The sequence below is a fragment of the Commensalibacter melissae genome, assembly GCF_009734185.1.
In the GTDB taxonomy this organism is placed as follows: Bacteria; Pseudomonadota; Alphaproteobacteria; order Acetobacterales; family Acetobacteraceae; genus Commensalibacter; species Commensalibacter melissae.
Genome location: NZ_CP046393.1, coordinates 282,692 through 297,500 on the forward strand (window position 1 = coordinate 282,692; position 14,809 = coordinate 297,500).

Genomic DNA, 14,809 nt, shown 5'->3' on the forward strand with positions numbered 1-14,809 from the left:
ATTTATTGTGCAAATGATCGAAAGATAATTGCAACGGCTCGCCCGATTGACGCGGGAATTACACTTTGATGATCTTCATTTTCAAATTTTGTGCATGTTGTTGAAAGATCATCTATTTTTTTAAATGTTTCACAAGCTGCCAGAATACGAGAAACTTGCTGTTTTCTAAGAAGCTGTTGTTTTATTTTTGCGACTTGAGGAATTGATTGCCAATAATCAGGAAATTTCTGTTCATACTCTCCAACGGATAGGGATAGGGTTGGATGTAGTTTATGAACGTCAAGACTGGATTTAAAAGATTGGGTATGCTTGTCAATAATGCTTGGATCAAGCCATAAAGAAGGACTTGCGGCTATATAAATCTGATAGGAATCTGGATGATAGATAAGATTATATATTGTAAATAATCCACCAAAAGAGTGACCGAAGATGGCTTGTTTATGGTGATTAATTTTAAGATGTTTATCCAGTAGGGGTTTCAGATCATCTTGGATGAAATGATAAAAATAATCAGCCCCTCCAGTTTTGTATAAAATGGGGATCAAGGTATTTTGCGGTGGTGTTAAATCATAAGTTCGCAATTTAAGAATATTTTGATCTGGAGGATAGCCAATTCCAACAAGAACAGCATGATTTTTATGGATGTTATCCGGACGCTTTTCATAGGATCTTATTGTTTCCCGAACCGTGTCAAAAATACTGTTGGCATCTGTGATATAAATGATTGGATAACCATCTTCTGGGGGTGGTTCTTTTGGAATAGAGGCAAAAATCTTATAAATTTGTGATGTCTTTTTATTTTGCAGGTTAAAAGTGATGGTATCGTTGATTGTTAAGGGTTCGGTGGAAAGGCCAGCAAGGGGAGAATTACTGTTAATTGCCTTTACCGGACTGAATAACAGGAAATTCAGACAGACTAGTGTCAGATAGAACCAGAGGCGTATCATAAGATTATATCCATTATATTATTTGATAATGAAAAGAGCATATTACCATTGTGCTCTTACCTGTCCCATTATAACGCGACGTGTTCCATAAAAACAGTTAACTTTTGATGCGCAAGCAACAACATATTTTTTATCAGCAATATTGGTTATATTCAGCTGTAATAAGGTGCTGTTAATTGTGGGAAAGCTGTTTTTAAGGTCATAATGTACCTGCATATCACCAATGACAAAGCTTGGGACCTTAAAACTGTTGGCATTATCCCCGAATGTATAACCATTGTAACGAATGCCACCGCCAATTCCAACACCCTTGAACATCCCCTGTTGCAGATCATATGTTATCCATCCAGAAACCAGATTGGCAGGAGCTCCCAAGGGGCGGTTACCGATATTGTTTTTATTTGTGTCAGCACGGATCTGGATATCATTGTAGGCATAGCTGGCGATAAGATTCAGTCCCGGCAATAATATTGCACGAGCTTCCAATTCAAAGCCGCGGGATCGTGTTCTGCCTGTCTGAATATTGTAGGTTGTATGTTCCGGATCGGTTGTGGTTACATTCTCTTGTGAAATGGTATAGGCAGAACCTGTCACCATGATATTGTTATTAGGCTGGTATTTGATTCCGACTTCATATTGATCTCCCTTGGTAGGTTTAAAAGCCTTACCTGCAAAGGTTGTCCCGGGTGTAGGCATGAAAGAGGTGGAATAGGAGAAATAGGGTGAAATTCCATTTTGAAAATTGTAAACGATACCGCCGCGATAGGTTACAGCTCGATCAAAATTAGAGGCTGATTTTCCGCCATATTTGAAATTGGTCGAGGTGCCGACCCAGTCATATCGCCCACCCATAATAAACGACCAGTTTTTGTAATTTGCTTGATCTTGAATGTAAACACCCAACTGGTTCTGGGATTGTGTTCCGTATGAAGTGATTAGGGGTGTAAAACGTGCGCCATAAACAGGATTGAACAAATCAAGGCTTGAAATGGCCGTATTGCCCAAGGCACGTTTGGAATCTGCAAGCAGATAATCAATTCCTGTAATCAGTATATGTTTTACATTCCCTGTATCAACATGAAACTGAAGGTTACTGTCGATATTATAACTGTTCAAATGTTCATTTGATATTGTCGCCATTCTTGATACAGTTGCCTGATCACTGGCAAGTCCCTTGATAGAAATGGATCGGAAATCTGAATCAAGATGCAGGTATCTGAATTTCTGATTGAATTGAATAAAATCCGTAAAATCATGGGTTAGATTGTATTCAAACATATATTGAGAACGATGATACTGATCAAAACCAGGTTCACTGGTGTTAAGATGTGTTGAAATCTTTCCATGTCGATTTGGCAGAACTGTACCTGACGCGGGAAGTGCGATACCATAAAGGCTATTTGGATCATACTGATATAAGAAACGCATGGATACAGAAGTATCATCAGTGGCTTGCCAACTGATCTGGGGCATAATGGCGATATGGCGTTCCTTGGCAAAATCAACCTGTGTATCTCCATACCGTCCCACAGCTGTTACCCTATAGGAAAGTGTCTTGTCTTTGTTTAAAGAACCGCCAGCATCACCCATAATGTCTCCATAATTAAAGGAGGCACCACTTGCCCTCATTTCATAAGAGTCTACGGGACGTGCTTGTTTCATGGTCATATTTACAAAACCGCCTGGGCTGGCCTGTCCATAAAGTACGGAGGCGGGTCCGCGCAGGACTTCAACGCTTTGCATTAAATATTCATCAAAGGAAGGAACGGCATATGACATGCCACGTAAAAGACGAAGACCATCAAGGAACTGGACATAATTGGCATTTCCCCCAAATCCTCCAAACCCTCTTAAATAGATACTATCAAACCGTCCGCCTGGCCGACTTCCTGCAGAAATACCCGCACTATATGCAAGTGCATCTGAAACGGTCCTGGCATTTTGGTCATCCATCTGTTTGCGGGTGATGACGGTAATGGATTGGGGAACTTTTCTTAATGGACTGTTTGTCTTGGTAGCAACATCAGAATTGGTTTCAACGAATGGATTGTAATTGCGTTTGCCAACGACGGTTATTTTTTCATTATCCTTGTTTTCTTGATCTTCCTTGGAATAGGCTATTGGGTCTGCAAAAATTGTTGTAGAAACGATTAATAAAGAGAATGTTACGGTAAAATGATTAAATCGCATAGATCAGATTTTCTTGCATAATTTGAGAATGATTGTAATTATTATTTTCAACAAGAAAGAAAATCAATTTGTATTTTACTTAAAATCTTCAATTAATTTAGAAAGATATTTGCACTTTTCAAGTTTATTAGGTAAAGAGGATAGTGCATCAACACCCCTGGAGGTTGATGTTTCAGTTTTGCCTTATTTACTAGGAGTTATAACGTGGCAAGAAATTTTGTTGAATTAAAAGTATCGATGCGTGCGAAGGCTGGTAAGGGGGCAGCGCGCGCAACCCGTCGTGAGGGACTGGTTCCTGCTGTTGTATATGGTGGCAAATCAGAACCAGCCATGATTGCCCTTGATCCGCGTCTTGTTATGCGTGAATTGGGAAAATCAGGATGGCGCTCTCAACTGTATCAATTGATGGTTGATGATAAGAGAACAGTTGCCTTGATGCGTGCCGTGCAATTACATCCCGTAACCGATCGACCATTACATGTGGATTTCCAACGTATGGTTGCTGGTCAGCATATTCGCGTTGAAATACCGGTCACTTTTGAAGGTGAAGAAATCGCCCCTGGTGTAAAACGTGGTGGTGTTGTAAATATCGTTCAACATTCTGTTGAAGTAAACTGTGACGTTGAACATATTCCAGAAGCCTTTATTGCTGATCTTTCCAAATTGGATATTCACGATAATATTCGTTGGTCTGATTTAAAAGGTGCGGATAAAGTTACGCATACAAATCAGCATGAAGAAGATTTTGTAATTGCAACTATTGCGCCGCCAACCGTTGCAGTTGAAACAAGTGAAGAAACTTCGGAAGAAACATCTGAAGAAAAAACGGCCGAAGTTTCTACTGAAGAATAATTTAATGAAAGAATAGATCATGTTACTGTGGGCTGGGCTTGGAAATCCCGAGCCTGGGATGCAGGCAAATCGTCATAATATCGGTTTTATGGCGATAGATCGAATTGCTGAACGTCATGGATTTTCTCCATGGCGTAAGCGGTTTAAGGGCGAAATTGCCGAAGGTGTTATAAAGGGTGAAAAAATCCTTTTACTAAAACCTATGACCTATATGAATCTTTCTGGTGAAAGTATTCAGCCTTGTATCGCTTTTTATAAAATTCCACTTGATAACCTTTTTGTATTTCATGATGAAATGGATTTGGTCCCTGCCAAGATACGGATTAAAAAAGGGGGAGGGGCGGCTGGTCATAATGGTTTGCGTTCTACGGATAAAATGCTTGGCAGTCAGGACTATTGGCGTGTGCGTTTGGGGATAGGGCATCCAGAAGACAGATCTCAAGTTGTACGTTATGTCTTGGGAGATTTTTCAAAACAGGATAGGGAATGGCTTGATCCATTTATTGATGCAGTTGCGGAAAAGGCATCATTGTTAACTGAACGAAAAATGGACGCTTATCTATCCAAAGTGGCTTTATTGTTAAAAGGATAAAAAAAGATATGGGGTTTAATTGCGGTATTGTTGGATTGCCTAATGTTGGAAAATCAACATTATTTAATGCGTTAACGGCAACGGTTGCCGCTCAATCGGCGAATTATCCATTTTGCACCATTGAACCTAATGTTGGACGGGTTGCTGTCCCCGACCCGCGTTTGACTATTTTATCAGAAATTACGCATTCTCAAAAAATTATTCCCACAAGCTTGGAATTTGTTGATATTGCAGGTCTGGTTAAGGGAGCTTCACGTGGAGAAGGGCTCGGAAACCAGTTTTTGGCGAATATCCGAGAGGTTGATGCGATTATCCATGTTCTGCGTTGTTTTGAAAACGATGATATCACGCATGTTGAAGGGTCTGTGAATCCTATTCGGGATGCTGAAATTATCGAGACAGAGTTGATGATTGCAGATTTGGAAAGTTTAGAAAAAAGAACGGTTGCTTTACAGAAAAAAGCCAGAGGAAATGATAAAGAGGCTCAGGCCACTCTTGAATTAATTGAACCTTTGATCAAGGCCCTGCAGGATGGTAAGCCGGTTAGGGATGTCATTCCTGTTGGCGAGGAGAAGGCCATCGCCCGATTACAGCTTCTAACGAGCAAACCTGTTTTATATGTGTGTAATGTTAACGAAGAAGCCGCCGCAACTGGAAATGGGTATTCTCGGCAGGTTATTGAAATGGCAAGAAAACAGGGGGCTGAAGTTGTTATTGTTTCTGCTGATATCGAGGCAGAGGTCAGTCAGTTGGGTAAAGAGGATCAGACAGAATTTTTATCGGGTCTGGGCTTGGAAAATAGTGGTCTCGATCGTGTTATTGCTGCAGGATACAGATTGTTAAATCTGATTACCTATTTTACATGTGGTCCAAAAGAAACCCGTGCTTGGACAATTTCAGAAGGAACCAAGGCCCCGCAAGCGGCGGCAGTTATTCACAATGACTTTGAACGGGGATTTATTGCCTGTGAAACGATCGCTTATGATGATTATGTTAAATATAAGGGGGAAGTTGGGGCAAAAGAGGCCGGTAAAGTTCGAATTGAAGGAAAAGACTATATCGTTCATGATGGAGATATTTTATTGTTCAGATTTAATGTATAATCTGCAATAATGTATTTGTTCAAAATTATAAAGGAGTGGGTGGAGTGAATCGTAATTCTACCTTATCTCAATCGAACTCGATCCAACAATTGGCTAGAAAGGTTAAAAAAGCTTCTTATTCATTGGCTCACAGCTCACTTCAACAGCGTAACAAAGCTTTGCTTTGTGCAGCAGAAGCGCTGCGTGCTTCAATGAATGCCATCCTGTCTATTAATTCCGAGGAAGTGGAGAAAACAGAAGTTGGTGAAGCCTTTAAGGATCGTATGACATTGAATGAAAACCGGTTGGAGGCAATGGCGCATGGCTTGGAGGCGATTGCGATGTTACCTGATCCTTTAGGAAAAGAACAGGCTTGCTGGACAAGACCAAATGGACTGGAAATTAGACGAGTTACTGTCCCTCTGGGTGTTATTGGCATGATTTATGAAAGCCGTCCGAATGTTGGTGCTGATGCGGCAGGTATTTGTATCAAATCTGGTAATGGTGTTATATTACGAGGTGGTTCCGAATGCTATCAAACGGCAATTCTAATCCATCAGGCCATGCAAAAGGGTGTTCAGGAAGCCGGCCTTGATCCTGATATAATAGCCATGGCACCGGATAATAATCGTCAACATGTGAAAGACATGTTGCAGGCCGTTGGATTAATTGATGTTTTAATCCCTCGTGGGGGACGATCCCTTGTTGAATTCATTCAGAAAGAAGCCCGTATACCTGTTTTGGCTCATGCAGCTGGATTATGTCACACCTATATACATGGATTAGCGGATTTCGAGAAATCACGTGCTGTTTTAATAAATGCAAAAATGCGTCGAACAGGGATTTGTGGTGCCACTGAAACTTTATTGATTGATCAAGCGGTAGCCAGACAATATTTACCCAAATTAGCCGATGATTTAATTGAGTTGGGATGCCGTCTGGTCGGAGACACTATGGCAGTGAAAATTGATTCCCGTATCGGTGTGGCAAAGGAAAATGATTTTGCCACAGAATGGCTGGATTCGGTGTTATCAGTTAAGGTAGTTAAAAATATTTATCAGGCAATTCAGCATATATTAAAATATGGTAGTGGACATACCGAGGCTATTTTAACCGAGGATAAAGAGGTTGCCCGTTATTTTATGGATCATGTTGAGAGTGCTGTTGTTATGTGGAATGCCTCCACACAATTTTGTGATGGAGGTGAATTTGGGTTTGGAGCCGAAATTGGCATTGCTACAGGTCGTTTACATGCACGAGGACCTGTTGGAGTTGAACAATTAACAAGTTATCGTTATGAAGTTATTGGAAATGGACAGGTGAGACCTGTATGATATCAATACCGACATGGGGTGATCAGAGAAATATAAAGGTTGGATTATTAGGCGGATCCTTTAATCCTGTTCATAGTGGTCATTTACAACTGGCTCGTCGGGCTTTTACCATTTTACAATTGGATCAGGTATGGTTGATGGTATCTCCGGGAAATCCTTTGAAAACCGGAAAAGAAATGGCTTCTTTTTCGGAACGTTTTCAAGGGGTACAAAAATGCGTTGATGGTCGGCATATCATTGCGACAGATATAGAAAGCCGGTTATATACACGGTATAGTTACGATACGTTGAAAAAATTATATCAACGCTTCCCAAATTGTAAATTTGTTTGGCTGATGGGCGCTGATGGATTGTCACAAATGGTATTCTGGTCAAGATGGCAAAAGATTTTACGGCTCGTGCCTATAGCAATTTTTCCACGCCCTCCTTATATTTATAAGGCTTTAAACGGAAAGGCTGCACAATGGGCCCGTTCATATCGATTGCCCTCACAGAAAGCTTCGGTTTTGGCCAGTTATAAGCCGCCAGCTTGGGTATTTGTTCCATCTCCAGAAAACAAAATTTCAGCCACAGCTTTAAGGGCTCAAGGAAGATCAGGTTTATAACGGTTACATGTAAATATTAAACAATAGAAATAGAGTTATTAATGAATCAAAATAATTTATCGGAAACATTACAACAAAACAGACAACAACATAATATCAATGACAAAACGATTATAGATATTGAAAAATTGCAGAAATGCGTCAATTTGATTATTGAATCTTTGGAGGGAGATAAGGCGGAGAATATTGTTGTCATTGATTTGGTGGGAAAAGCTTCATTTGCAGATCGTATGGTTATTGCAACAGGTATGGTGGATCGCCAGATCATGGCGATGGCTGAACATCTTGACAAGATTTTGTATGAACAGGGAATAAGAAAGATAGCAATAGAAAAAAGCAGTGATTGGGTTTTATTAGATACAGGAGATATTATAGTTCATTTGTTTCGAGCAGAGGCAAGAGAATATTATAATATTGAACGTATTTGGGGGGTTGAAATTCCTGAATTTTCTGAACCTGATCAAGTCTAATTTTTCTATGTTTTCAATTATTGCCATTGGCAAAATGCGGGATAAGGCAGAACTGGATTTATTTAATCGTTATTCCAAACGTATTCGTCCCAGTTTGGAACTAATCGAAATTAATGAAAGTAAAGGTCAGCCTATTGAGACCAAGATAAAGGACGCTCAAAATCTTTTGAAGGCAGTTCCAGGTAAATCCTTGATCATTAGTTTGGATGAGGGTGGAAAAAGTTACAATAGTTTTGATTTTGCAATGCATATGCAAAAGTGTTTGGAATTATCTAAATCAATTTCATTTTTAATTGGTGGGGCAGAGGGATTGCACGCTTCTGCAATCAAGACCTCTCACTCTGTTATTTCATTGGGAAAGTTAACCTGGCCTCATATGATCGCCAGAATCTTATTAATTGAGCAAATCTACAGGGCTCAAATGATCTTGTCAGGACACCCCTATCACCGACAGGGTCGTCCGTAGACTATTTTAAAGAGCGGTTAGGGGCGTCAGATCCAAAGAGATCACTGTCAGAAATGTTTGGCGCCAATGCAACTTCAGTTGTTGTTTTTGCTGTAGCGGCGTCAGCTGTCCACGTCCGTATATTTCCTTTTGTATTTTCACGAATAATAGGACGGGTTGTTTCCTGAGTGGATGGATATATAAATCCATGAGTAGGATAGATACTTCCAAAGGCATTTTTATTGCCATTTAAAGCCACACGAACGGCTGACCAGTCATTGTTTGCGGATACGTCTATGACAGGTGTATTATGACTGATGCCTCTTTGCGCCCAATGAGATTGGTCGATTATGATTGTTCGCGAATTAACCACTTGTTTTACGACGGCAACATGTCCCAAGGGCATTCTTCTGGTTGGACGAAAACTCAAAACACTATTTGCTTCCGGAGTGTTTCCACGTTTATAGACGCCTTCCGCATTATTCCACCAGTCCCTTGCATTTCCCTTCAGTTGAATGTCAGAAGCGGACCGGGCAAAAGCGACACACTGGATGACATGACCATAAGATTTGTGTTTGAATTTATAGGTTCGGGTTCTGAAATGTGAATTTCTCGTATGATGAGTGGCAGAAACCTTGTGAACATTTGCTTTTTTATGGATTCTTTTATGTGTATGATGAACAGGGGAACGTGCTTCTACATTTGTTGACACAGTATAAAAAGATACAAGGGAAAAAAGTAGAATTTTAATTCTTCTGGGAATAACTGGTTGAATCTTTTCCATTGGAATCCTGGTAGGTTAGGGCTTGGATTTTACGACGAATAAAATTTACTTATACTGATCTGTATATCAAGGACAATATTAATTTGGGAGTTTTTTTATTTTTTTAGAAAAATTTCTCCGAATGTGTTCTGTTATGGTGCAAAATAGCAACGATCGTATGGTTAAGGTTATTATTTGAATATTTATTTATATTTGTATAAAGAATGAATGTTATTGAAGTAACAAAATATAAATATTAAGGGTGAACACGCTTTGTTTTTAGAAATGTCCAGTTTGAAAATAGAAATTATTCCAGTTACACCCATCTATCAAAATTGTACACTAGTTTGGAACAAGGAAAATAATAACGGAGTTGTAATAGATCCGGGTGCATATGTTGATACGATTCTATCTGCAATTCAAACCAATCATATAGATATACAGGCTATTTTGTTAACGCATGGTCATTTTGATCATGTTGGTGGGGCTATGTTGTTACAGGAAAAATTTGGGCAAATATATAATAGGGCGGTTCCTCTTCTTGGTCCATCAAAAGAGGATTTGTTCTTGTTAAGTAAAGTTGTTGAAAACTGTAATCATTTTGGTTTTCCCACTTCAGAAATTCGAGATGTTAAACCATCGCGTTTTTTAAAGGATAAAGAGCGTTTGACATTTGATGGAATAAATTTTGAAGTTATTCATATTCCTGGTCATACGCCAGGTCATATAGTTTATTTTGAACCTTCTGCACGTTTGTTAATTACCGGAGATACTCTTTTTAAGGGCACGATAGGACGTTCTGATTGGGAATATGGTAATGGAGCTCTGTTGATCAAAAGCATCAAAGAGCGTTTATTAACATTGGGAGATGATATTTACTTTATACCCGGGCATGGAATGGGTAGCACCATTGGTGTTGAAAAAAAGACTAATCCATTATTAACTTAAAAATTCAGGATGTCTAAAATGAAAAAATTTTTTTTCCGCTATAGTTCAGTATTAATAGGAATTGTAGGATTATTTACAGGAATGAGCCGGGAGGTTGTTGCAGAAAATCCCGATCATGTAATAAATAAAGCGCAGGCTGAATTGGCAAAAGAACCTCTGACAATTTCCTCTAAAGATGGAAGAAAGCATAGTTTTATAATAGAAGTTGCGAAAACCCCTAAAGAGCAAGAGGTAGGGGAGATGTTTAGAACTTCAATTCCTGAAAATGGAGGAATGTTGTTTATGTGGCCAGCCCCGCAACGTAGCATGATGTGGATGAAAAATACACTTGTTTCCCTGGATATGGTTTTTATTGGTGTAGATCATCATATTCAAGCAATTGCTGAAAATACGGTTCCATATAGTTTGGCTCCTGTCAGTAGCCAGGGTCCGGTCATCGCCACCTTGGAGTTGAAAGGTGGGATAACAGAAAAATTGGGGATCAAGGTAGGGGATGTGGTTGATAGTGCAATTTTTGATAATTCCATATTAAATGAAAAAAAATCTGTACAAAATCAATAATAACAGTTTTAGAAAATAAAAAAATCTGCTGGAAAAAATACCAGCAGATTATAAAACAAATTATGTAAAACAAAATTTCAGATAAAAGCTACTTGGCGTGTAACTTGGATGGATAGGGTTTATGTGCCTCCAGGAACCATAGTTGTTGATCCATTGCACGGGACACCTCGGTAAACAAGTCAGAAGTATCCGCATCACCAGCCTCATCAGCTTCATCAATAGCTTTGCGAAGGGCATTGGCATAGATTGCAAATCGTTCAGAAAGTGCGGTCAGATGGTCATCGACACTGATGATATCTGTTGGATATTCAGCAATGCTTGAATTCTTGGCGATTTCCTGAGTTGTTCCCAAGGCTGTTCCACCGATGGCGGCAATTCTTTCAGCCATTTTATCATTCAGCTCGTTTTGTTCATTGCGGAAATCATCCATCATTTTGTGAACACCTATAAAATTGTGCCCTTTCATATTCCAGTGGGCCTGTTTGGTAATAAGCGCGATATCAAGACCATCCGCAAGACGGGCATTTAATAGTTGGATAACAACGGTTTTAGTATTGGAATGCAAATTATTACGAGTAGGATGTAGCGGGTATTTTGTTTTGGTCATTAGACTATCTCCTAAAATAATTATTTGTAAGAATTATAAAATATTTTAAGTAATGATACAATAATAGTTTATTTTTAATTATGAGTTATCGATTATATTTAATAATTAATTAATATTTATTTATGGTAAAGTTAAGTGTTTAGAAAATAATTAAGCAGGGCTTCAGACTTGAAGATCTGGGAAAATTCTGATTATAATCCGTTTTTTATAATTTTAAGTGACAAGAGCTCAAAAGTGATTTTTTTGATTACGGGTGCGGCAGGATTTATCGGTTTTCATATTTCAAAAAAATTGTTAGAACGTGGTGAAACGGTTATTGGTTTGGATAATCTTAATGATTACTATTCCATCGGTTTAAAAAATGCTCGATGTGACAGATTAAAAGAATATAAAAATTTTATTTTCCATCAAGTTGATATTTCTGATCAAGAGGCGATAACCTCATTATTCGACAAATATAGAGATATTAATTATATAGTTCATTTAGCTGCACAAGCGGGGGTAAGATATTCCCTGAAAAATCCTTTTGTCTATATCCAGACCAATGTTACAGGACAGTTGGTTATATTAGAGGAAGCACGTAGATTGGAAAAACTGGAGCGCATTTTTTACGCTTCATCTTCTTCCGTCTATGGGTTGAATAAAAAGATTCCTTTCAGTGAAAAAGATCGCGTCGATAAACCGGGTTCGGTTTACGCGGCTTCCAAAAGGTCTGCCGAATTATTGTCCTATAGTTATAGTCATGTTTATGGCCTGAAACAAACGGGATTACGGTTTTTTACAGTATATGGTCCATGGGGTAGACCTGATATGGCATACTATATATTTGCAAGGGCAATTGAACATCAACAGCCAATCACATTATATACAGGGGATAATCTTTCACGTGATTTTACCTACATTGATGATGTAGTGGGTGCATTAACAAGTTTATTTGATTGTTCTACCTTGGAGGATTATGACGTATATAATATCGGGAATAATTGTCAGGAACGGGTTGAAAAACTTATTGTATATTTGGAAAATTTTCTCGGTAAGAAAGCATTGATCAATTATGTAACTCGCCCTAATACGGATATTGAGGCGACACTTTCAGATATTAGCAAAATCAAACAAAAAACGGGCTGGTTACCCAAAACAAACCTAAAAAACGGTGTCGAATATTTTGTCAGATGGTTCAAGGAGTGTATTTAATATCGATTAAGATTTGGACTGATTACTGTCCAAATCTTAAACTCTAAATAAATCAGGCTATATGTAATTGTTGTTGATACTCTGATTTTTCATTAATATAATAATCATGGGATAGTACTTGGATTATCAATATGCCGGGTTTGTCAGCTTTGCCATTGTCAATATTTATTACAGCATTACCATTAGTCCAGCGAGCATTGGTATTTTCCCGTGTATGCCAGCCATCCAAGGTATGAGAGGAGAGGTGCTCTGTTAGGGAGAATGCCTGGTTTTTACGCAAAAGCGTCACATTTCCAATTAAAACACCGAGTATGCGACGGTCATCAATGTAAGGACCGATAACCCGGTTTGGGCAGCTCGCACGAGAAACTAAACGTACATATACGGTGTCTGGTGGAATCTTAAAAGCAACATATCCTTCTTTTTGATATAGTTTGGTCAAAGTTATTCCAGTATTGGTTACCAGGCGCAATGCACTGTCATTGGTGATGCTTTTTTCAGGCAGTTCAATTTTATAACCTAAATCTTTAGCCCTATCCATTAAGTGATTGAAAATAGGCTCAACTAATTCCTTTGTTGTTCCCAAGGGAGCTGCTGAATCAATATTCCAGCTTTTTCCCCGATTGATAATGCTGACCACTTTTTGGTCGTGATTGAATACGGAGCGATGTCCTGTATCCAGATAGCTTTCAGTCAGAGCGCCATTAGCTTTGATGATTGCGTGTTCTTCAGTTTCAATGTGATAATAGGTATATTCTTTAATTGAATGATCATAAAAGATGGTGGATCCATTAACCAGCATGCGAACCGGAATGAAATGATTCTTAAAGAACATGCAATGTTCGGCTGTAATCAACATATCCTTAAAAGGAACACCATCAGCGATTGCATTTTTGATAATACGTACAGGATATCCGGCATTCTCGTCATTAAGGGTTGTTTTGACTTTGATTGTACGATGACCTACCCAAATAACAGGAGACGGTTTTTCTTTACCGTCAAGATAGGTGATTATCTGGTCCCCCTCTTTAATATGTTCAACGGCTATTAAACCTTTAGGGCTGGCTATCATTGTGCCTTCTAAGAAACAAGGATCGGAATTGTCCTGGTTGTTGATTATACCACCGTTTACCAATACCTGGTATGTTCCGGCATTCTTGTCAACACCAACATAAGATCCATCAAAAACACCCCCTTGTGTTAAATCGACAACTCGGTTCTGACCGTTCGAATCTGATGCGCAAAAAGGAGCGGTGGCAGATTGATAGAAAAAATCATGCTTAGTAACAGAGCCTTTTGCGCCATTGTAATTTATGGAATAAAAGGTGTTATTTTCTGTTACTGCGCCAACGTGATTATTAATGGTGCTGTTTGATAATATGGAATCTTTAAGAGTCCCATAATTATTAATGGTGGAATCAGCTGATCTTGTATTTATTGTTACCCTGAGATGTTCAACAACAGCTCCTTTATTGATGGTCAAGGAATTAATGTCCACAAGATTGATAGGGCCTTCAACGATAATTTTCGTGATATTATTTGTATAAACTGTTCTTCCAGTATCCGGATCCAGGCTTGCAACCCAGTCTCCACCGATAAAAACAGGATTTTCATTCAATCTTACCAATGTTTGGTTTATATTATTTATATAATTATTTTTTACATCTATATTACCAAATTCTGTACCGCCATTTAATGTGAAATTACCAACCGTTGGTTCACCTTTGATAATAGGATTTATTATTTTGGCATTATTCAATAAATTGAACCCACTGACAATGCCATTGTCAGGTGTAAAATGATAGGCACCATTCGCAGAGATAAGATGTGAATCATAAATCTGCCCGTTATTATATCCACCAAAAGTATCATTTTTTGAAATGCCTTGGATACCCTTGCATATGTCTGCCATATTTATTGATGTATACGTGTTGTTTTGAGATAAACCACCATCTTCAATATTTAACCAGGCGTTATAAACATTTGAATTTTGAAGTATTCCACCATTTTGAATGTCAACGGTTGGCCATTGTCCATCACTGGTAATTACTATCAAATCAGTGGCAACCGCACCATTCTCTACAATTAATTTACCTCCAGATATATTGATAGGTCCTTCATAAATACCATCAGGTGCGCCAAAACAAGTATCAGCACCGGTGACTTTGTACATTGTTTTGCCGGTTGCCTGGTCATAATAAGCATGAATTGTCGCATTG

Annotated in this window: 15 protein-coding genes (1 of these 15 only partly in view); 10 read left to right on the forward strand and 5 right to left on the reverse strand. The window is 38.7% G+C overall.

The window, feature by feature from the left end; genetic code table 11:
- Positions 1–2: 2 nt before the first annotated feature.
- Positions 3–947 carry an alpha/beta hydrolase gene (locus GN303_RS01240; RefSeq protein ID WP_110439575.1) on the reverse strand — a complete coding sequence of 315 codons (945 nt, stop codon included), beginning with the start codon at positions 945–947 and terminating at the stop codon, positions 3–5.
- A 42-nt stretch (positions 948–989) separates the two neighbouring features.
- The gene (locus GN303_RS01245) at positions 990–3,137 is read right to left on the reverse strand and encodes a TonB-dependent siderophore receptor (protein ID WP_110439576.1); all 2,148 of its coding nucleotides are present in this window, start codon (positions 3,135–3,137) and stop codon (positions 990–992) included.
- Positions 3,138–3,341: 204 nt separating this feature from the next.
- Here GN303_RS01245 and GN303_RS01250 point away from each other — a divergent pair, with 204 nt between their 5' ends.
- From GN303_RS01250 to GN303_RS01280, 7 genes are read left to right on the forward strand one after another with little or no spacing between them, the layout of a single operon-like run.
- Positions 3,342–3,989 (forward strand): 50S ribosomal protein L25/general stress protein Ctc, encoded by a 648-nt coding sequence (locus GN303_RS01250; RefSeq protein WP_255412384.1) that lies wholly within the window; start codon positions 3,342–3,344, stop codon positions 3,987–3,989.
- Between the two features lie 19 nt (positions 3,990–4,008).
- Positions 4,009–4,581, forward strand: coding sequence for an aminoacyl-tRNA hydrolase (gene pth, locus GN303_RS01255; RefSeq protein WP_110439578.1), 573 nt, complete (start codon positions 4,009–4,011; stop codon positions 4,579–4,581).
- Positions 4,582–4,589: 8 nt separating this feature from the next.
- Positions 4,590–5,684, forward strand: coding sequence for a redox-regulated ATPase YchF (ychF, locus tag GN303_RS01260; RefSeq protein WP_110439579.1), 1,095 nt, complete (start codon positions 4,590–4,592; stop codon positions 5,682–5,684).
- A gap of 44 nt (positions 5,685–5,728) precedes the next feature.
- Entirely contained in the window at positions 5,729–6,997 is a 1,269-nt protein-coding gene (locus tag GN303_RS01265; protein ID WP_231504046.1) for a glutamate-5-semialdehyde dehydrogenase, read from the forward strand.
- Positions 6,994–7,602, forward strand: coding sequence for a nicotinate-nucleotide adenylyltransferase (locus GN303_RS01270; RefSeq protein WP_110439581.1), 609 nt, complete (start codon positions 6,994–6,996; stop codon positions 7,600–7,602). Before GN303_RS01265 ends, GN303_RS01270 begins: the two co-directional genes overlap by 4 nt.
- A 41-nt stretch (positions 7,603–7,643) precedes the next feature.
- Positions 7,644–8,072 (forward strand): ribosome silencing factor, encoded by a 429-nt coding sequence (gene rsfS, locus GN303_RS01275; protein ID WP_110439582.1) that lies wholly within the window; start codon positions 7,644–7,646, stop codon positions 8,070–8,072.
- 7 nt (positions 8,073–8,079) lie between these two features.
- Positions 8,080–8,538 (forward strand): 23S rRNA (pseudouridine(1915)-N(3))-methyltransferase RlmH, encoded by a 459-nt coding sequence (locus GN303_RS01280; RefSeq protein ID WP_110439583.1) that lies wholly within the window; start codon positions 8,080–8,082, stop codon positions 8,536–8,538.
- 1 nt (position 8,539) lies between these two features.
- On the opposite strand, the gene GN303_RS01285 is transcribed toward GN303_RS01280, so the two are convergent.
- Positions 8,540–9,301 carry a CHAP domain-containing protein gene (locus GN303_RS01285; RefSeq protein WP_110439584.1) on the reverse strand — a complete coding sequence of 254 codons (762 nt, stop codon included), beginning with the start codon at positions 9,299–9,301 and terminating at the stop codon, positions 8,540–8,542.
- 264 nt (positions 9,302–9,565) lie between these two features.
- Between GN303_RS01285 and GN303_RS01290 the strand changes: the two genes are divergently transcribed.
- Complete coding sequence (locus GN303_RS01290; protein ID WP_110439585.1) at positions 9,566–10,228, forward strand: MBL fold metallo-hydrolase; 663 nt, start codon at positions 9,566–9,568, stop codon at positions 10,226–10,228.
- Between the two features lie 81 nt (positions 10,229–10,309).
- Positions 10,310–10,789 carry a DUF192 domain-containing protein gene (locus tag GN303_RS01295; RefSeq protein WP_110439592.1) on the forward strand — a complete coding sequence of 160 codons (480 nt, stop codon included), beginning with the start codon at positions 10,310–10,312 and terminating at the stop codon, positions 10,787–10,789.
- A gap of 88 nt (positions 10,790–10,877) precedes the next feature.
- On the opposite strand, the gene dps is transcribed toward GN303_RS01295, so the two are convergent.
- Positions 10,878–11,396, reverse strand: a complete 519-nt coding sequence (gene dps / locus GN303_RS01300) for a DNA starvation/stationary phase protection protein Dps (protein WP_110439586.1) — start codon at positions 11,394–11,396, stop codon at positions 10,878–10,880.
- Between the two features lie 234 nt (positions 11,397–11,630).
- Here dps and GN303_RS01305 point away from each other — a divergent pair, with 234 nt between their 5' ends.
- Positions 11,631–12,590, forward strand: coding sequence for a GDP-mannose 4,6-dehydratase (locus tag GN303_RS01305; protein WP_110439587.1), 960 nt, complete (start codon positions 11,631–11,633; stop codon positions 12,588–12,590).
- Between the two features lie 52 nt (positions 12,591–12,642).
- Here the strand turns inward: GN303_RS01305 and GN303_RS01310 are convergent, their stop codons facing one another.
- Positions 12,643–14,809, reverse strand: partial view of a Hint domain-containing protein gene (locus GN303_RS01310; protein ID WP_110439588.1) — the 3' portion only. 110 nt of this gene lie beyond the right edge of the window; the window shows 2,167 of its 2,277 coding nt (coding positions 111–2,277); its start codon lies beyond the right edge, outside the window; it ends in the stop codon at positions 12,643–12,645.

What these genes read in the sequence shown, in the direction of transcription:
- GN303_RS01280 (WP_110439583.1), top strand. Translation starts at nt 8,080, where the DNA reads ATGTTTTCAATTATTGCCATTGGCAAAATGCGGGATAAGGCAGAACTG.
- pth (WP_110439578.1), top strand. Translation starts at nt 4,009, where the DNA reads ATGTTACTGTGGGCTGGGCTTGGAAATCCCGAGCCTGGGATGCAGGCA.
- GN303_RS01245 (WP_110439576.1), bottom strand. Translation starts at nt 3,137, where the DNA reads ATGCGATTTAATCATTTTACCGTAACATTCTCTTTATTAATCGTTTCT.
- GN303_RS01240 (WP_110439575.1), bottom strand. Translation starts at nt 947, where the DNA reads ATGATACGCCTCTGGTTCTATCTGACACTAGTCTGTCTGAATTTCCTG.
- dps (WP_110439586.1), bottom strand. Translation starts at nt 11,396, where the DNA reads ATGACCAAAACAAAATACCCGCTACATCCTACTCGTAATAATTTGCAT.
- GN303_RS01290 (WP_110439585.1), top strand. Translation starts at nt 9,566, where the DNA reads ATGTCCAGTTTGAAAATAGAAATTATTCCAGTTACACCCATCTATCAA.
- GN303_RS01270 (WP_110439581.1), top strand. Translation starts at nt 6,994, where the DNA reads ATGATATCAATACCGACATGGGGTGATCAGAGAAATATAAAGGTTGGA.
- GN303_RS01295 (WP_110439592.1), top strand. Translation starts at nt 10,310, where the DNA reads ATGAGCCGGGAGGTTGTTGCAGAAAATCCCGATCATGTAATAAATAAA.
- rsfS (WP_110439582.1), top strand. Translation starts at nt 7,644, where the DNA reads ATGAATCAAAATAATTTATCGGAAACATTACAACAAAACAGACAACAA.
- GN303_RS01285 (WP_110439584.1), bottom strand. Translation starts at nt 9,301, where the DNA reads ATGGAAAAGATTCAACCAGTTATTCCCAGAAGAATTAAAATTCTACTT.
- ychF (WP_110439579.1), top strand. Translation starts at nt 4,590, where the DNA reads ATGGGGTTTAATTGCGGTATTGTTGGATTGCCTAATGTTGGAAAATCA.